The sequence below is a fragment of the Alphaproteobacteria bacterium genome, from assembly GCA_016699305.1.
Taxonomy (GTDB): Bacteria; Pseudomonadota; Alphaproteobacteria.
Window position 1 is genome coordinate 830504 of the sequence record CP064970.1, and the last position, 14412, is coordinate 844915.

General features: G+C 57.4%; 13 protein-coding genes and 1 tRNA gene. 13 read left to right on the forward strand and 1 reads right to left on the reverse strand.

Annotated features, from left to right (window positions below):
• Window positions 1-156: 156 nt before the first annotated feature.
• The 12 genes from rpmG to IPI58_03900 all read left to right on the forward strand — a co-directional run bounded on the left by rpmG (window position 157) and on the right by IPI58_03900 (window position 12087).
• Window positions 157-315, forward strand: coding sequence for a 50S ribosomal protein L33 (gene rpmG / locus IPI58_03845; protein QQR69789.1), 159 nt, complete (start codon window positions 157-159; stop codon window positions 313-315).
• A gap of 41 nt (window positions 316-356) precedes the next feature.
• Window positions 357-926 (forward strand): hypothetical protein, encoded by a 570-nt coding sequence (locus IPI58_03850; protein QQR69790.1) that lies wholly within the window; start codon window positions 357-359, stop codon window positions 924-926.
• Between the two features lie 45 nt (window positions 927-971).
• Window positions 972-1226: an RNA chaperone Hfq gene (gene hfq / locus IPI58_03855; GenBank protein ID QQR69791.1), complete on the forward strand. Its 255-nt coding sequence runs from the start codon at window positions 972-974 to the stop codon at window positions 1224-1226.
• A 52-nt stretch (window positions 1227-1278) separates the two neighbouring features.
• A complete protein-coding gene (gene hflX, locus IPI58_03860) occupies window positions 1279-2598 on the forward strand; it encodes a GTPase HflX (protein QQR69792.1) in 1320 nt (439 codons plus the stop codon).
• A 96-nt stretch (window positions 2599-2694) separates the two neighbouring features.
• Window positions 2695-2768: transfer RNA gene (locus IPI58_03865), tRNA-Gln, on the forward strand.
• A 479-nt stretch (window positions 2769-3247) separates the two neighbouring features.
• A complete protein-coding gene (locus IPI58_03870; protein ID QQR69793.1) occupies window positions 3248-4414 on the forward strand; it encodes an FkbM family methyltransferase in 1167 nt (388 codons plus the stop codon).
• Between the two features lie 6 nt (window positions 4415-4420).
• On the forward strand, window positions 4421-5071 hold the full coding sequence (locus IPI58_03875) for an acetyltransferase (GenBank protein QQR69794.1): 651 nt from the start codon (window positions 4421-4423) through the stop codon (window positions 5069-5071).
• Window positions 5072-5074: 3 nt separating this feature from the next.
• Window positions 5075-6202, forward strand: a complete 1128-nt coding sequence (locus IPI58_03880; GenBank protein ID QQR69795.1) for a DegT/DnrJ/EryC1/StrS family aminotransferase — start codon at window positions 5075-5077, stop codon at window positions 6200-6202.
• On the forward strand, window positions 6199-7230 hold the full coding sequence (locus IPI58_03885) for a glycosyltransferase family 4 protein (GenBank protein ID QQR69796.1): 1032 nt from the start codon (window positions 6199-6201) through the stop codon (window positions 7228-7230). The genes IPI58_03880 and IPI58_03885 overlap by 4 nt, the downstream gene beginning before the upstream one ends.
• Entirely contained in the window at window positions 7227-8267 is a 1041-nt protein-coding gene (locus tag IPI58_03890; GenBank protein ID QQR69797.1) for a glycosyltransferase family 4 protein, read from the forward strand. Before IPI58_03885 ends, IPI58_03890 begins: the two co-directional genes overlap by 4 nt.
• A complete protein-coding gene (locus IPI58_03895; protein QQR69798.1) occupies window positions 8264-9562 on the forward strand; it encodes a glycosyltransferase in 1299 nt (432 codons plus the stop codon). Before IPI58_03890 ends, IPI58_03895 begins: the two co-directional genes overlap by 4 nt.
• 62 nt (window positions 9563-9624) lie before the next feature.
• Window positions 9625-12087, forward strand: coding sequence for a hypothetical protein (locus tag IPI58_03900; protein QQR69799.1), 2463 nt, complete (start codon window positions 9625-9627; stop codon window positions 12085-12087).
• Window positions 12088-12160: 73 nt separating this feature from the next.
• Here IPI58_03900 and IPI58_03905 read toward each other — a convergent pair whose 3' ends face one another.
• Complete coding sequence (locus IPI58_03905; GenBank protein ID QQR69800.1) at window positions 12161-12856, reverse strand: cytochrome b/b6 domain-containing protein; 696 nt, start codon at window positions 12854-12856, stop codon at window positions 12161-12163.
• A 149-nt stretch (window positions 12857-13005) separates the two neighbouring features.
• Between IPI58_03905 and IPI58_03910 the strand changes: the two genes are divergently transcribed.
• On the forward strand, window positions 13006-14361 hold the full coding sequence (locus IPI58_03910) for an ActS/PrrB/RegB family redox-sensitive histidine kinase (protein QQR69801.1): 1356 nt from the start codon (window positions 13006-13008) through the stop codon (window positions 14359-14361).
• Window positions 14362-14412 lie beyond the last annotated feature (51 nt).

Genomic DNA, 14412 nt, shown 5'->3' on the forward strand with positions numbered 1-14412 from the left:
CCCCTCGGGATACGCCTCGCCACAAGCCCAACTCGACAGAATCTAAGCAGAGGAAGGTTAAGAAAACGGTTAAAACATGGGAACATTCAGCTGGAAATCTTGACAGGGTGCCTCGGGTGTCATTACAAGGGAGACACGTTAAAGTGAGGGGAAGTCATGGCTAAGGTTAAAACCGCTATCCGTATGAACAGCACGGCCAGTGGGTATTTCAAGGTCGCACGCAAGAACCCGAAAAAGGTTGAGAAGCTGACCTTGCGCAAATATGACCCCGTCGTGCGTAAGCATGTCGAGTTCAAGGAAGGCAAAGTCAAATAGCCTTGTTCGACAGGCTTGCTCTGCGTCGGACGGGAAACAGGATGCCTGGCCTGATCAAGCGGGCCGGTGTCCTGCTGGGTTTGTTGTGCCTGGTGACCGCGTGCAGTGGCAGCCTCTGGTCGGATGACAAGGAGATCCGCGCCGGACGCGGCTGTCCGCAAGTCGCCATTTTGCGCCCATTGGCGCAGACTCCGCCCGAATCCGCCAAACCAGATCCAGCGATTCCCGTGCTGAGCATGGTCGCGGTGCAGGCACAGCCTTGTCGATATGAGGATGAATCTCTGGACGTTCGCTTTGCATTGGATTTTGTCGCCCGGCATCAGGCTAAGGGACAGGATCGTCATCTGGACGCTCCATTCATTATCGCTGTGGTCGATCCGCATGGCACTGTGATCGCCAAGACCCAATACAATCTGAGCATGCATCTTGATGGGGAGGAGGCCCTTTCCGGTCATCAGGAGAATCTGCGCGTTCAACTTCCGGTTAGACCTGATGTCGATGGGGCGCTATATCGTGTGCTGACGGGCTTCCAGCTTGACGAAAAGCACTTGAATTCAAAGTCCGAATCTTTTGAGAATGCTTCTAGGCCAGTTGTACAGACTGGACGATGACGGTGCGCATGTTGCGCCCTGATATTTCCCAAACGGAGGGTGTAGATGCCAGACAAAGGTCAAAGTGTACAGGATGTCTTTTTGAACCATATGCGCAAACACAAAGTTCCTCTAACGGTCTTTCTGGCTAATGGCGTGAAATTACAAGGCGTTGTCACATGGTTCGATGCTTTTTGCGTATTGTTGCGCCGCGACGGCCATTTGCAACTGGTGTACAAGCATGCTATCTCCACGGTTATGCCTGGCCACCCCGTGGACTTATTCGAGACGCATGACAATACCGAGAGCATCGACGCCTGACATAGATTTGCCCGAGGAATCCTGCACTGGTCACGCATGGATCCTGTGTCCCATGCGCGAAGATGCGTCAGGGCATCAGCGTTCGGCTCAGGCGCGGATGAACGAGGCGGCGGGTTTGGCCGTGGCGATCCATTTGAATGTCGTAGGCGTCGAGGCGGTGGCTGTGGACAGGCCGCATCCCGGGACGTTCCTGGGCGCGGGGACCGTCGATCGCCTAAAGGCGGCGGTGGCCGAGGCCAAGGCAGATCTGCTGATCTTCGATCACGCCCTTTCGCCCGTTCAGCAACGCAATTTGGAACGGGCACTGATGTGCAAGGTGGTGGATCGCACCGGCCTTATTCTGGAGATTTTCGGCGCACGCGCCCGCACGCGAGAAGGCCAGCTTCAGGTGGAGCTGGCCGCGCTGCTGTACCAAAAATCCCGCCTGGTGCGTTCGTGGACGCATTTGGAACGTCAGCGCGGCGGCTTTGGATTTTTGGGCGGCCCTGGCGAATCCCAGCTCGAGATTGACCGTCGTTTGATCGGTCAACGTATCCTGACCATTCAGCGCGAATTGCACGAGGCGCGCCAACGCCGCGCCCTCCAGCGTCAGACTCGACGCCGCCGCGCATGGCCTTTGGTGGCTCTGGCCGGTTATACCAATGCCGGAAAATCGACTTTGTTCAATCGCCTGACCGGCGCGCAGGTGCGGGCCGAGAATCTGCTGTTCGCCACATTGGATCCCACTTTACGCGCCTTCGATTTGCCGGGGGGACACCGCGCCTTGCTATCCGACACGGTGGGCTTTATCAGCGATCTGCCCACGCAATTGGTCGAGGCCTTTCACGCGACCTTGGAAGAGGTGCAAGACGCCGACATCATCTTGCATGTGCGCGATATCGCCCATCCCGACAGCGGCCTGCAGCGCCATGATGTTCAGCAGGTCTTGGCGGCGCTGGGCATCGCGGCGGATTCCGATCGGGTGATCGAGGTGTTGAACAAGGCCGACAATCTGCCCTTGGATGACCATCGCCGCCTGAACCTGGAATGCGACCGCCATAACGCCGTCGCCTCTGCCGCCGCCGATGGCCAGACGGAGCCTGGGGCCGGGATGGTGGCTGTGTCGGCCTTATCGGGCGAGGGGATGGACCGACTTTATGCCTTGATGACAAACAAGCTGTTTGCCAGCCGACATGAACGCATCCTGACCTTGACGGCCGATGGCGGCGCGACTCTGGCTTGGCTGCATCGCCATGGCCAGGTACAAAGCCAGCGTGTGACGAAAACCGGCCGATTACACGTGCGCGCGGCGCTGGATTCGAGCGATTGGGGCCGTTTCGAAAAATCCTTTCCCGATATCCCTACCCGTGCCGCCCCAGCTAAGGGGCATTGAGAAACAAGAGGTAAGCGGCGCTGTGGGCCGATCCCCGAGTGGTTTCAATCCCTCTTGGCCTGACCTGTCTTTTGGTGCTAACCTTCGCCGCCGTGCTGGGGGATCGTCTAGCGGTAGGACAACGGACTCTGACTCCGTTTACCTAGGTTCGAATCCTAGTCCCCCAGCCAAATCTTAGCTTTAGCTGCATTGACCGTGTTCCCCGTCTCATGGCGAGCGGCAGCGGCAATTTCCTCCAATCTTGACAGACTTACGATCATCTTTTAGCATTCGCTCGGCTTTGGCGACGGATATTTATTGTCCTGGCGCGGACAGAGGCCTTCTGCGGCTTTCCGCATTCAGTTTTGGTTGAGAGATGACCCGTCCCCAGCAACTACGCAAGAATCTGGACATCGCACTAGCGGCCAAGACGTCTCTGTTGCAGGCAGCGGCCTTGCGACAAGGACAACCTGGCCTCCCGCCATGCCCCCCGGGACATATCTGCCGCCCTAATAAGAAGCCACGACCAGGGTGGCAAACAGCCCTGCTTGGTTGGTTGTATATCAAATATAAGAGCGTCAGGTCGCTGAGCGGCAAGGTATGGCGCAAAGGCCAGAGTTTTTTGCGCCGCGTACGCAATCGGATGATGCGGACCTTCGCGGTCGCCTTATTGAGACGCGTTATCCGGAAACTGCGCGCCGTCTGGTGCCAGATAACCATTAACAAACAATATCTGTTTCTAGCTGGCCAACTGGCCGCTCATACCGATGAAATGCGGCGAGAGATTTATGAGCTAAAGAAGGCTCTGTGGGAAAATGCCGATATTTCCTTCACCCAGTTGGAAATCGCCATCCAAACGAAGGACAATACTCCGTCCGCTGAACCGATGCAGGGCCAGAACACCTCGTCCGCGCTGCCTCGCCCTCCCAATCTTCCCATACCCCCGTCCGTCACGTCAGTTGAGGGGGAAGAGATCGACCGCGATCAACAGCTGATCTGGCATTTAAGCCAGTTGGACAAGCTGGGCTATAGGCCGGGGAACCGAGTTGCGGTGAATTGCGGACCGGATCAGATATTGGTGCGCACGCAGGTTGGCTATGTCTTCTGCTCGGCGCATGATCCGGTGGTGCTATGTGCCCTGGCCGAGACAGGAGAGCTGGAACACGGCACCCGTCTGGCAATTCAACGAATACTGCAACCGGGTGAAACCTTCATTGATGTCGGTGCCCATCTGGGACTGCACACCATAGCAGCAGCGAGAGTCTTAAAAGACCATGGCCGCGTCATCGCATTCGAACCTTTTCCGCTGACATGTTCCCTGCTGCGTAAATCAGTCGAGTTGAACAATCTGTCCTCGCTGGTGGAAATCCACAATGCAGCAGTGTCGAATCGGGCGGAATCACGTCCGCTGTTTCTTGGCTCCATCAGCGGTCACCATTCCCTGTTCCCGTTGCCGGATGAGGAAAAGGCCGGTGTGGCACCGGTGGAGGTGCCGACCATGCGCCTGGATCAAGTCATCGAACCGGGCCAGAAAGCCGACATGATCAAGATCGATGCAGAGGGCGCAGAGCTGGATGTTTTGGAAGGTGCGCGAACGCTGATCGAGGCCAATCCGGAAATCGTGCTGGTGGTGGAATTTGGCCCCTCGCATTTGCGGCGCGTTGGTCACATGCCATCGGATTGGCTTGCCCGTTTCGCCGATCTGGGGCTGATCTATCGCGTTATTAACGAGCAGACAGGCAACCTGGAATCTTGGCCCTATCACAAACTTCTGGACGTGTATTCCGTCAATCTCCTCTTTGCACGGCCGGACGCTTCGGTCTGGCAGAGGAGCTGACATCTTATGTCCGAAGATGTGATCCTGATCGGCGCCGGAGGGCACGCCAAGGTAGTGATCGAGTTATTTCAGGCCATGGGTCGTCGCGTGGCCTTTTGCGTCGGCGGAGCTGCAGATATTGCCGATCACTGTCTAGACGTACCGGTTTTGGCGGGGGACGAACATCTGGCCCGGCTTTTTGCCAAGGGGTATCGACACGCATTCGTTGCCATCGGTTCCAATGTCATGCGTCGCCGTATGGCTGATGAGGCGCGAAAAATTGGCTTTATCCTCGTCAGCGCCGTAAGCCCGAGGGCCGTTCTGTCACCTTCCTGCCGCTTGGGTACAGGGGTGGCGGTGATGGCAGGCGTGGTCGTCAATGCCGAGTCGGTGATTGAGGACCTTGTCATTCTTAATACCGGTGCCAGCGTGGATCATGACTGCCGCATCGGAGTTACAGCCCATATAGCCCCGCAATGCGCCCTCGCCGGGAATGTCCAGGTGGGAGAGTCGACCTTCCTTGGAGTGGGTTGTAAAGTTATCCCCGGTGTGCGCATTGGGGCGGGAACAGTGATCGGTGCCGGCTCTGTGGTGATCCGCGACATACCCGATGGCGTCACGGCCATGGGTGTCCCTGCGCGCGTGGCCAATGGCGCGACAGACAAGAAAGGACCTTAAAGGATGGAGAGAATTTTCGTTGCCGAGCCAAAGCTGGCCGGACGGGAACGCGAATATGTGCTGGACTGTTTGGATAGCACCTGGATTTCCTCGAACGGCAAATACATCACCGCGTTTGAACAGGCATTTGCCGCGTTCTGCGGCGCAAAGCACGCCATCGCCACCAATAACGGCACTACCGCCTTGCATGTGGCCCTGGTGGCGCTGGGCTTGAAGCCGGGCGACGAAGTGCTGGTGCCAACGGTCACTTACATTGCCACCGCCAACGCGGTGCGCTATTGCGGGGCGACGCCTATTCTGGTGGATGTCTGCCCCGACACGATGAATATCGATCCCACCCAAATCGAAGCCAAGCTGACGCCCAATACTCGCGGCATTCTGCCTGTCCACCTTTATGGCCATCCGGCCGAGATGGAGGCGATCAACGACATCGCAAGGCAGCACGGCCTGTGGGTGGTCGAGGACGCGGCCGAGGCCCACGGCGCGACCTATCATGGACGTAAGGTCGGTACGCTGGCCACCTGCGCCACCTTCAGCTTCTTTGGCAACAAGCTGATCACGACCGGCGAAGGCGGCATGGTCACCACAGATGATGACGAGCTGGCCGCGCGCATCCGCCTGTTGCGTGGCCAGGGCATGGATTCGCAGCGTCGTTACTGGTTCCCGGTGGTCGGCTACAATTACCGCATGACCAATATCGAGGCCGCTCTGGGCCTGGCTCAGCTGGAGCAGATCGAGACCGTTCTATCCGAACGCCGACAACTGGCGGCCTGGTACACGGAAGCATTGGCACCGCTGGAAGACATGATCGTTCTGCCGCAACAGCGGGCGGAATGCGAGCATGTCTATTGGATGTATACCGTCTATCTGCGTCGGGGCGGTGAGACCGAGCGCGATGCCATCATGAGGGCACTGGACGCGGCGGGCATCGAAACGCGGCCCGTCTTCTATCCCATGCATGTGATGCCGCCATATCTAGACTCCACCCCCTATCCGGTGGCCGATCTGTGGGCCGGTCGCGGCATCAACCTGCCATCCCACCGCAATCTGACCCAGGCTCATATCGTCCGCATCGCCGCCGCTGTTGCGGATGCGCTGGCGATGTGCGGGGAGGCTTTGAAAGTCGTATGAAAATTGCTTTGGTTTCCTCTTTCGTGCCGTTCATCTTCGGCGGTGCGCGCAACATCGTCGAATGGCTAGAGGAACATCTTCGCGCCGCCGGACACACGGTGGAGAGGATATATCTGCCGCAGGTCGACGCGCCCGATGTGCTTTTTCCTCAGATGGCTGCCTATCGTTGGATCGATTTGTCGTCCGCCGATCGGGTGATCTGTTTCCGTCCGCCAGCGCATATGATTCGACATCCACATAAAATTCTTTGGTTCATCCACCATATCCGTCTTTTTTACGATCTGTGGGACACACCCTATCGTGACTTTCCCGAGGATTCCAAGCATCTGGGCCTGCGCGAGGCGCTGTGGGCCGCAGACACGGCGGCGCTGATGGAGGCCAGGAAAATATTCACCAATTCAAAAGTGGTCAGTGACCGCCTAACCCATTTCAACCAGGTCAAAAGCGAAATTCTTTATCCCCCCATCCTGAATCCTGAGCGGTTTACCTGCAAAGAGTTCAATGACGAGGTGGTCTATGTGTCCCGCTTTGAGCATCACAAGCGTCAACATTTGCTGGTCGAGGCAATGGAGCACACCAAGACGGCTGTAAAAATACGCCTATGCGGCACGGGATCTAAGCCTTATATCGAGGAAATGCGCCAGACCATCAACCGCTCCAAACTGCACGATAAGGTGATTCTGGAAGATCGTTGGATCAGCGAAGAAGAAAAAGTGAATATCCTTGCCAACAGTCTGGCCACCGCCTATTTGCCGCTGGACGAGGATTCCTATGGCTATCCCAGCCTAGAATCCAGTCATTCAGCCAAGGCAATCCTAACTGTCACGGATTCGGGCGGCGTGATAGAGCTGGTCAAGGATGGCGTCAACGGCCTGATCACCGAACCCACGCCCCAAGCGATTGCCGAAGCGCTGGACAGATTCTATCTCGACCGAGCCGCCACACGCCGCATGGGCAAGGCAGCGGAAGAACGGCTAGGGGAGATGAACATCTCCTGGCCGCATGTGCTGGAAAGGCTGATGGGATGAAGGTTCTGGTTGTTAACAATATGGCGCCCTTCGTGTGGGGCGGGGCGGAGGAACTGGCCCTCCATCTTCAGAAAAATCTGATCGCCGCTGGCCATCAGTCCGAGGTTCTGCGCCTGCCGTTCCAATGGGCACCGGCTACGCGTATCCCGTCGCAAATGTTGATGGCGCGGGCGTTCGAGATATGGAACGTCGATCGGGTCATCGCCTTAAAGTTTCCTGCCTACCTGGTGCGCCACCCGCACAAAACCCTATGGCTGCTGCACCAATACCGTCAGGCCTACGACCTGTACGATGCCGGCCAAAGCAACCTGCCGCCGGGGCAAGAGGGGGAAGATATCCGCTCCCTGATCCGCAATGCCGATAACGAGGCCGTCAGCGAATCCCGTCAGGTTTTTACTTTGTCGGAAAATACGCGCAAACGCCTGAACCATTATAACGGCCTGGATGCCCAAGTGCTGCCGCAGCCCTTGAACGATCCGGAGATTTTCTGCGGAGGCAAGGCGGAAGGTTATATCTTTGCCGGTGGCCGTATCAACGGCATGAAGCGTCAGCATCTGCTGTTAGAAGCATTGGCCCAGACTTCTTCTAACATCCGCCTTGTTATCGCAGGCCCTGCGGACTCGCCAGCGGATGTAGAGCGTCTGGCCCGGCTAGCCGAAACCTTCGGGCTGAATGATGATCGCTTGCGCATCGACGCCCGTTTCCTGCCGCGCGCCGAGATCGCCGCCTTGGTCAATGGCGCGTCTGCCTGCGCCTGTCTGCCATATGACGAAGACTGTCTTAGCTATGTGGCAATGGAAGCAGCTTGCGCAGGCAAGCCCATTATTAGCACAACCGATTCCGGCGGCGTGCTGGGCCTGGCCCGACACCAGGAAACCGGCTGGGTGGTGGCCCCACAACCCCAGACTCTGGCCGAGGCAATGACGCAGGTCATAGCGCAGCCAGCCCGAGCCCGTGATCTGGGAGCAAGTGCCAAGACGCTGTGGAACAGCCTGGGAATCACCTGGCCCCGAACCATCGAAAGTCTGCTGCAATGAAACTGCTGATCTTCACGCCAGCCTGCAACACCTCTGCTATCGGTCGCATGGTCAGAATCATCGTCAACGTCCTAAAGGAGCAGGGACACACCATCGGCATCGTGCGCTCAGAAGATTTGTCCTTGCTGGATTCATCGATGCACGATTACGGCTGTGAGGTGATGCGCTGGGACGAACTGGAAAAAGTCGACGCGGCAACACGGGCGGCGGATATGATCGTCTATCAGATCGGCGACAACTATCATTACCATCGCGGCTGTCTGGAGTGGATGCCGCTGGTTCCGGGCATCGTATGCTTGCATGATTTCTTCCTGGGCAACCTATTCTGGGCCTGGGCCGATGGCCGATGCAAGATCGCCGAGGAAATCTTGAAATCCCTGTACGGCCCCAATATCGCCGCTGCTTACTTCAGATTTGGATCGCCGACAGAATTCGTAGAAAGCACGCGCCAGACCGCGCCGATGACCGAATGGATCGCCGCCCAAGCCACTGGCGTCATCACTCACTCGGGCTGGGATGCGCAACGCGTATTGGAATCCTGTCCCGGCCCGGTGGAAGTGGTTCCCCTGCCCTATCGGGGTTCGCACGATGCTATCGGCGGCCAGACTCACCCCACGCCGCGTTTCGCGGAATTCCAGGTACTGACCTTTGGCCATATCAACCCCAATAAGAGGGCTGAAAGCGTCATCCGCGCATTGGGTATCAGCCAGTCGCTGCGGCACAAAAGCTCGTACCATCTTGTCGGCGTCATCGCGCCGGACGTGTCAGCCCGCCTGCGCGGTTTGGCGGCCAGCTTGAAAGTGCCGTTGAGAATCTCCGGAGAGGTGAACGAAGCGACATTGATGCAGGCCATCGACGAGGCGGACGTGGTGTGCTGTCTGCGTCTACCGGCGCTGGAGGCCGCTTCAGCCTCCACCATCGAAGCGATGCTCTATGCCAAACCGGTGGTGGTGATGGATGTCGGTTTTTATCAAAGCCTGCCTGACGATTGCGTAAAAAAGATCAACCCCAAATCGGAAGTGCTGGAACTTCAGCGCACATTGGAAGTGCTGTACGAATCACCTCAAGAACGGCGGGCTATGGGGCGTAGGGCCGCACAATGGGCGGCGGCGACCTTCGATCCCGTCTCTTATGCCGACCGGCTGGTGGCGATGGGACAAGAAACGGCACGACTTAACCCGGCATTACAGGCGACTCGCGGCTTTACCAGCACTCTGGCCCGCTGGGGGGCCCCCGATCATTTCCCACTGGACGACACGCTGGATCCCCTGAAAATCTTTGAATTGCGGATTTAAGTCTTCCGCAACCTAATGGCTACCACTCCTTAGGTCCCACACTTCCTAGAAAGCCGTCACACATGATCAACAGCCGCCGCTCGGTCACCTCTGCCGATATCCCCGCCGCCACACTTGATTTCCACGGTGCCGTGGCCCTGGCTGCGGGCATGGCCAGTTTGGTGGCGATGATCTTGCTGATGGCGGATTCTTTCGATGTGCCGTTGATGCTGGGCGGCGGCGTCATTCTCAGCATTGTTGCTCTGGCCGCATTTCGGGCGCGGATCGCCCTGTCCCCCATGATACCCAGCGCAGCGCTGCTGGTTATCCTAGGCTTGGCACTGCTGCTGCGCATCGATCTTTACCCCCATTTAATGGGCGGACAAGATCAAGGCCTTTATGCCAACATGGCCGAGATATTTTTACGCGCGCGAAGTCTGTTCTATGTAGATGGGTTTCGCGCTTTGCTGCCAGACGATCTGAAAGCCTTGTACGATATGTCGCCGATGGCGGGGCCGGTGATGGTCAACCCGGCGCAGTCGTTGATGAGCATCGCCTTTTACCCGATGCACCCGTTATGGATGGCGGCGGCCAGGTTCTTGTTTGGCGAAGGCAATCATACGCTCTCCCTCCTGTTCTTTACCGCTTTATATCTAGCGGGTGGCCACAGATTGACGTTGGAAATCTTCAAGGATCGCCGCGCCGCGCTGTTGGTCTTGGCGTTTCTGGCTGTGAATCCGGCTCTTGTATTCTTCTCGAAATTTCCCGTGACGGAGATGGTGGCTTTTGCCTTTACCATCAACGGTTATCTGTTCTTCTTGCGCGGGGTGCGCGAAACCCGACTGCGTCAACAAGGGCTGTTCCTACTGATCGCCTTGCTCTGTTTTAACGGCTTATTCTATACGCGGCCACAATTCCTGATGCACTTGCCTTTCTTGGGGCTGCTGGCGGCGGCGTGCCTATTGCCATTGTGGCCGACGCGCCAGCGCTGGGCGACGGTCGGATTTATCACCGCCCTGGTTGCTACCTTCGGATTCAGCTTGTTGTTTTATTATGTGTATCAAAAAGAATTGTTCTTTGGCATCGCCGATTACATCTTCCACAGCATGGCCATGCCGAAGGTGTTGATCGGATTGTCCGCCGCCGCTGTGATGGGGGCCTTGGCGGTCGCCCTGCTGGCCTGGTTGCGGCCTAGAGGCACGAAACCAGGCGCGCATCTGGCGACGCTGGCGCAGAGAGGCTTGGCCCTGTCTCCCTGGCTGCTGTTGGCGGGTTTTCTGTTATCCATTCCGTCGATCTTGGCCCTCTACCGCACTGGGTCCGTGCCCTCGTTCAACTTTTTTGTCCCCACGAACGAAGATCCCTGGCTGATCCGTTATCACGTCATCTACCGCCTGATGATGATGCTCAGCCCCGTTGGACTGCTGCTTTTATTCGCGGCACCTTTCCTGCGGGCCGCCCGCACCGGGATGATCCAGATAGCGTTTGCCTTCACGGCCCTGGCATGGTTGGTGATGCTGCTTCAGCCCTATGTGCCCTATCTCTATTACTACGGTCGTTATCTGTCGGGGGAGCTGGTGCCGCTGGGATTGATCCTATCGGCTGGATTGATCATGCAACTGCATGATCGGTGCCGCTGGGTAGGAATCGGAGCGGCCGGATTGATGCTGGTCTATTTCCTGGCGTTTTCCGCCGCCCAATACGGCCACAAAGAAAGCGAGGATCCCGCCTTTGCCAAAGAACTGGCCAGTCTATTGACCCGTAACGATATCCTGGTCTCTAGCGAGCTGGACGACCGGCACATAGTGCCGCTGCGACTGACCTATGGACGACAACTCTTTATGCTGCGGCATTCCAAATCAAAAAATATCGATATGGAACCGCTTTTTCAGAAACTGCAGGGCATTGCCGACGCGCATGGTGGAAAGATCTATTTCATCTCCTATAACAAAGAGATCCGTGAGAATTTTACCCTCGTCCGAAAACTGACTTTCTCCAGTTCCTACCTATCGAATGGCGAGCGTAACTACAATAAGAACGCGAGTGAGCGGCTGATGCTGCCCACAGTATATAACCCCTCCAGCAGCGATCTATACCTATACCAGATCGACGCCAGCAAAGCATCCGACTTCACCTGCAAAGCGCATGTGGATTTCCGCAAGTCTCTGGGGCTTTCCGAATCCATTATCGGATTCAGCGGCCCTGAAGAACATGGACGCTGGACGGATGCGCCAAAAGCCAGTTTCCAATGCATGCTCTCGACTAATAGGCCGGCACCAAAGCGGGTTACGATTACCTTGAAGGCGATGGTGACGCCAGAACACCGGCAGCGCGTTCGTATCTCGGTCAATAACGGTCCGGCACAAGAATTTGTTTTCGTTCCCGCCACTGCTCAGCAAACCCTTAGTTTGCCGGTGATGGCTCAGCCGGGCCAGAATCTGAAGCTAGATTTCGACTTGCGCGATGCCATCACCCCTACCGCACTAGGCCTCGGCGACGATCCCAGGCGGATTGCGGTATCGGTAAAGTTCATAGATATGGAATAGCCTCTCTTGCAACGGCCATGCGGCGATCCACTGCCAAAAAGCGACGACATCGGCGATGATGGCTATCGCGATCTTATCCCGCCAAAGCCAATAGGCTATAGGATGCGGCCAGGCTGACGGCCAAAAGGCCGGCGGCCAGCCAAGGAGAAGGCGGACGGATTCCTAATTCGGGCGCATTGTCGATCTGCTTCTTGCGACCGGTCAGCATGGGGGTCAGCAAGTCTTGGCGGCGCAATAACCGATACACGATAATCGCGGCGACATGCACCCCGATCATGGCCATCAACAGATCAAAATTCTGATGATGCCAAGCGGTCAGCCTGTCCGACCATTCTTCCGGCAGATGTGGGGCCAAGGGTCCGCCCACCGAGAAAATCATGTCGTAAGAGCCAAGCCCCGTCAGGGCCTGAACGCCCATCAGGCCTAAAAGCGCCATGACCGCCCAGCCGCCCAGAGGATTATGTCCGAGGGACTGACCATGCTGCCCGCCCCGGATCAGCCATCGCAGATGTCCAATCACCGCGCGCGGCCCGCGCAGAAATTGAGCAAAGCGAGCCGTAGGCGACCCAATGAACCCCCAGATGATTCGGAATATCAGTAAGCCCAAAACGGCCAAGCCGCACAAAATATGCAAATCCATCATGCCGTTTTCGGCACTTATCCAGCAGGCTAGAACCAGTAGCACGATGCTCCAATGGAACAGCCTCACGGCTCCGTCCCAGATGAGAATGGTTCGAGATTTATCAAGGATTTTCTGTTCGTTAGGCATGACGTATTCCGGACGGGGAGATGTGGGAGGGCTGGGTTGAATCTCTCATCATGGGTAGGTAGAATACCATGGAAGACTTGGTGCAAGATTTTTATGTCTTTTTACGTTTAAAAGCCATTATGTTGCCGGGAGGCTGGAGATAAACCGTCGTGACGATCACTCAGTTCAAAGACAGCGATATGATCCCGCCGGTGCTTTCAACCGGCATCGGTCGCGTGACGTTGCGCACGCTGGTGTTCATTCGCTGGATCGCGGTGGGCGGCCAGATGGCGGCCCTGCTGGTGGCGCATTTCGCATTGGGTTACGCCCTGCCCATGGTGCCCGCTATCGTTGTTATAGGCAGTTCGGTGGTGTTGAACCTGCTGGCGCAATCGCCGCGCGGGCTACGTCCTACATTGCGTGGGCGCGACGTGGCCTTGTACCTGGCCTTCGACATCATTCAACTATCTTGCCTGTTGCATCTGACCGGGGGACTCACCAATCCCTTTACCATGATGCTGCTGGCTCCTTTGACCGTCGCGGCGACGTTGTTAAATTGGCGCTATGTGGCCGGGTTGACCTTTTTGGCCTTGTTGGGGCTTACCGCCATGTCCGCGTGGCGATTCCCCTTGCCTTGGACGGCCGAGAGCTTTCCTCAGGATTACGTCTATGGCCTGTGGATCTCCATGGCGTTGTCGGCGGTATTCCTGGCGATTTACGTCTATCACGTCTCGCACGAGGCGCAGAAGATATCGAACGCCCTGACGGCAAGCCAGGCGGCGTTGGACCGCGAGCAAAGACTGTCCACATCGGGCGCTTTGGCCGCCGCCGCCGCGCATGAGCTGGGATCGCCGCTCAGCACCATCGCCATCACCGTGCGTGAGATGGAGCGAGACCTGCCCCCCGGCAGCGGCCTGCGCGAGGATATCGCCCTACTCAACAGCCAGGTCGCGCGTTGCCGCGATATTTTGGCGACGTTCTCACGCCAGCCGCAGCAATTGACCGTAACCGACCCGGGGTTATTCGGAAGGTTGCCTTTATCCGTCCTGGTGCAGCTGGCGGCCGAGCCGCATCGTGCCGAACGCATTGATTTCGTCATCGCGCCCGAGGCTCATTGCCGTGGCCGCGAGCCGCGTATCAGCAACCGGCCCGAGATCACCCATGGACTGGGCAATCTGTTGCAAAACGGATTTCAGTTCGCGCATCAAAAGCTTCAGGCGTCCTTGTTTTGGAACGATGCCATCGTCCGGCTGATCGTCAGCGACGACGGACCGGGCTTCCCCGTGCATGTGCTCTCACGCATGGGGGAACCCTATCTGTCGGTACAACATGGCAAGAGCCCGGATGGCGGCGGTCATATGGGGCTGGGCATTTTCATTGCCCAAGTGTTGTTGGAGCGGACAGGAGCCAATCTCAGTTTTGGCAATAACGACTCTGCCCAGAGACATGCCACGATCGTCATCGAATGGCCCCGCAGCGCCGAGATCTTCGAGCCTATCGTTTTTCCCATGCAGGCTTCCGCCTAGGCCGTGAGTGTCCGATGGATGATTTTTCCTTTCGGCAAGCGGGGATAAATC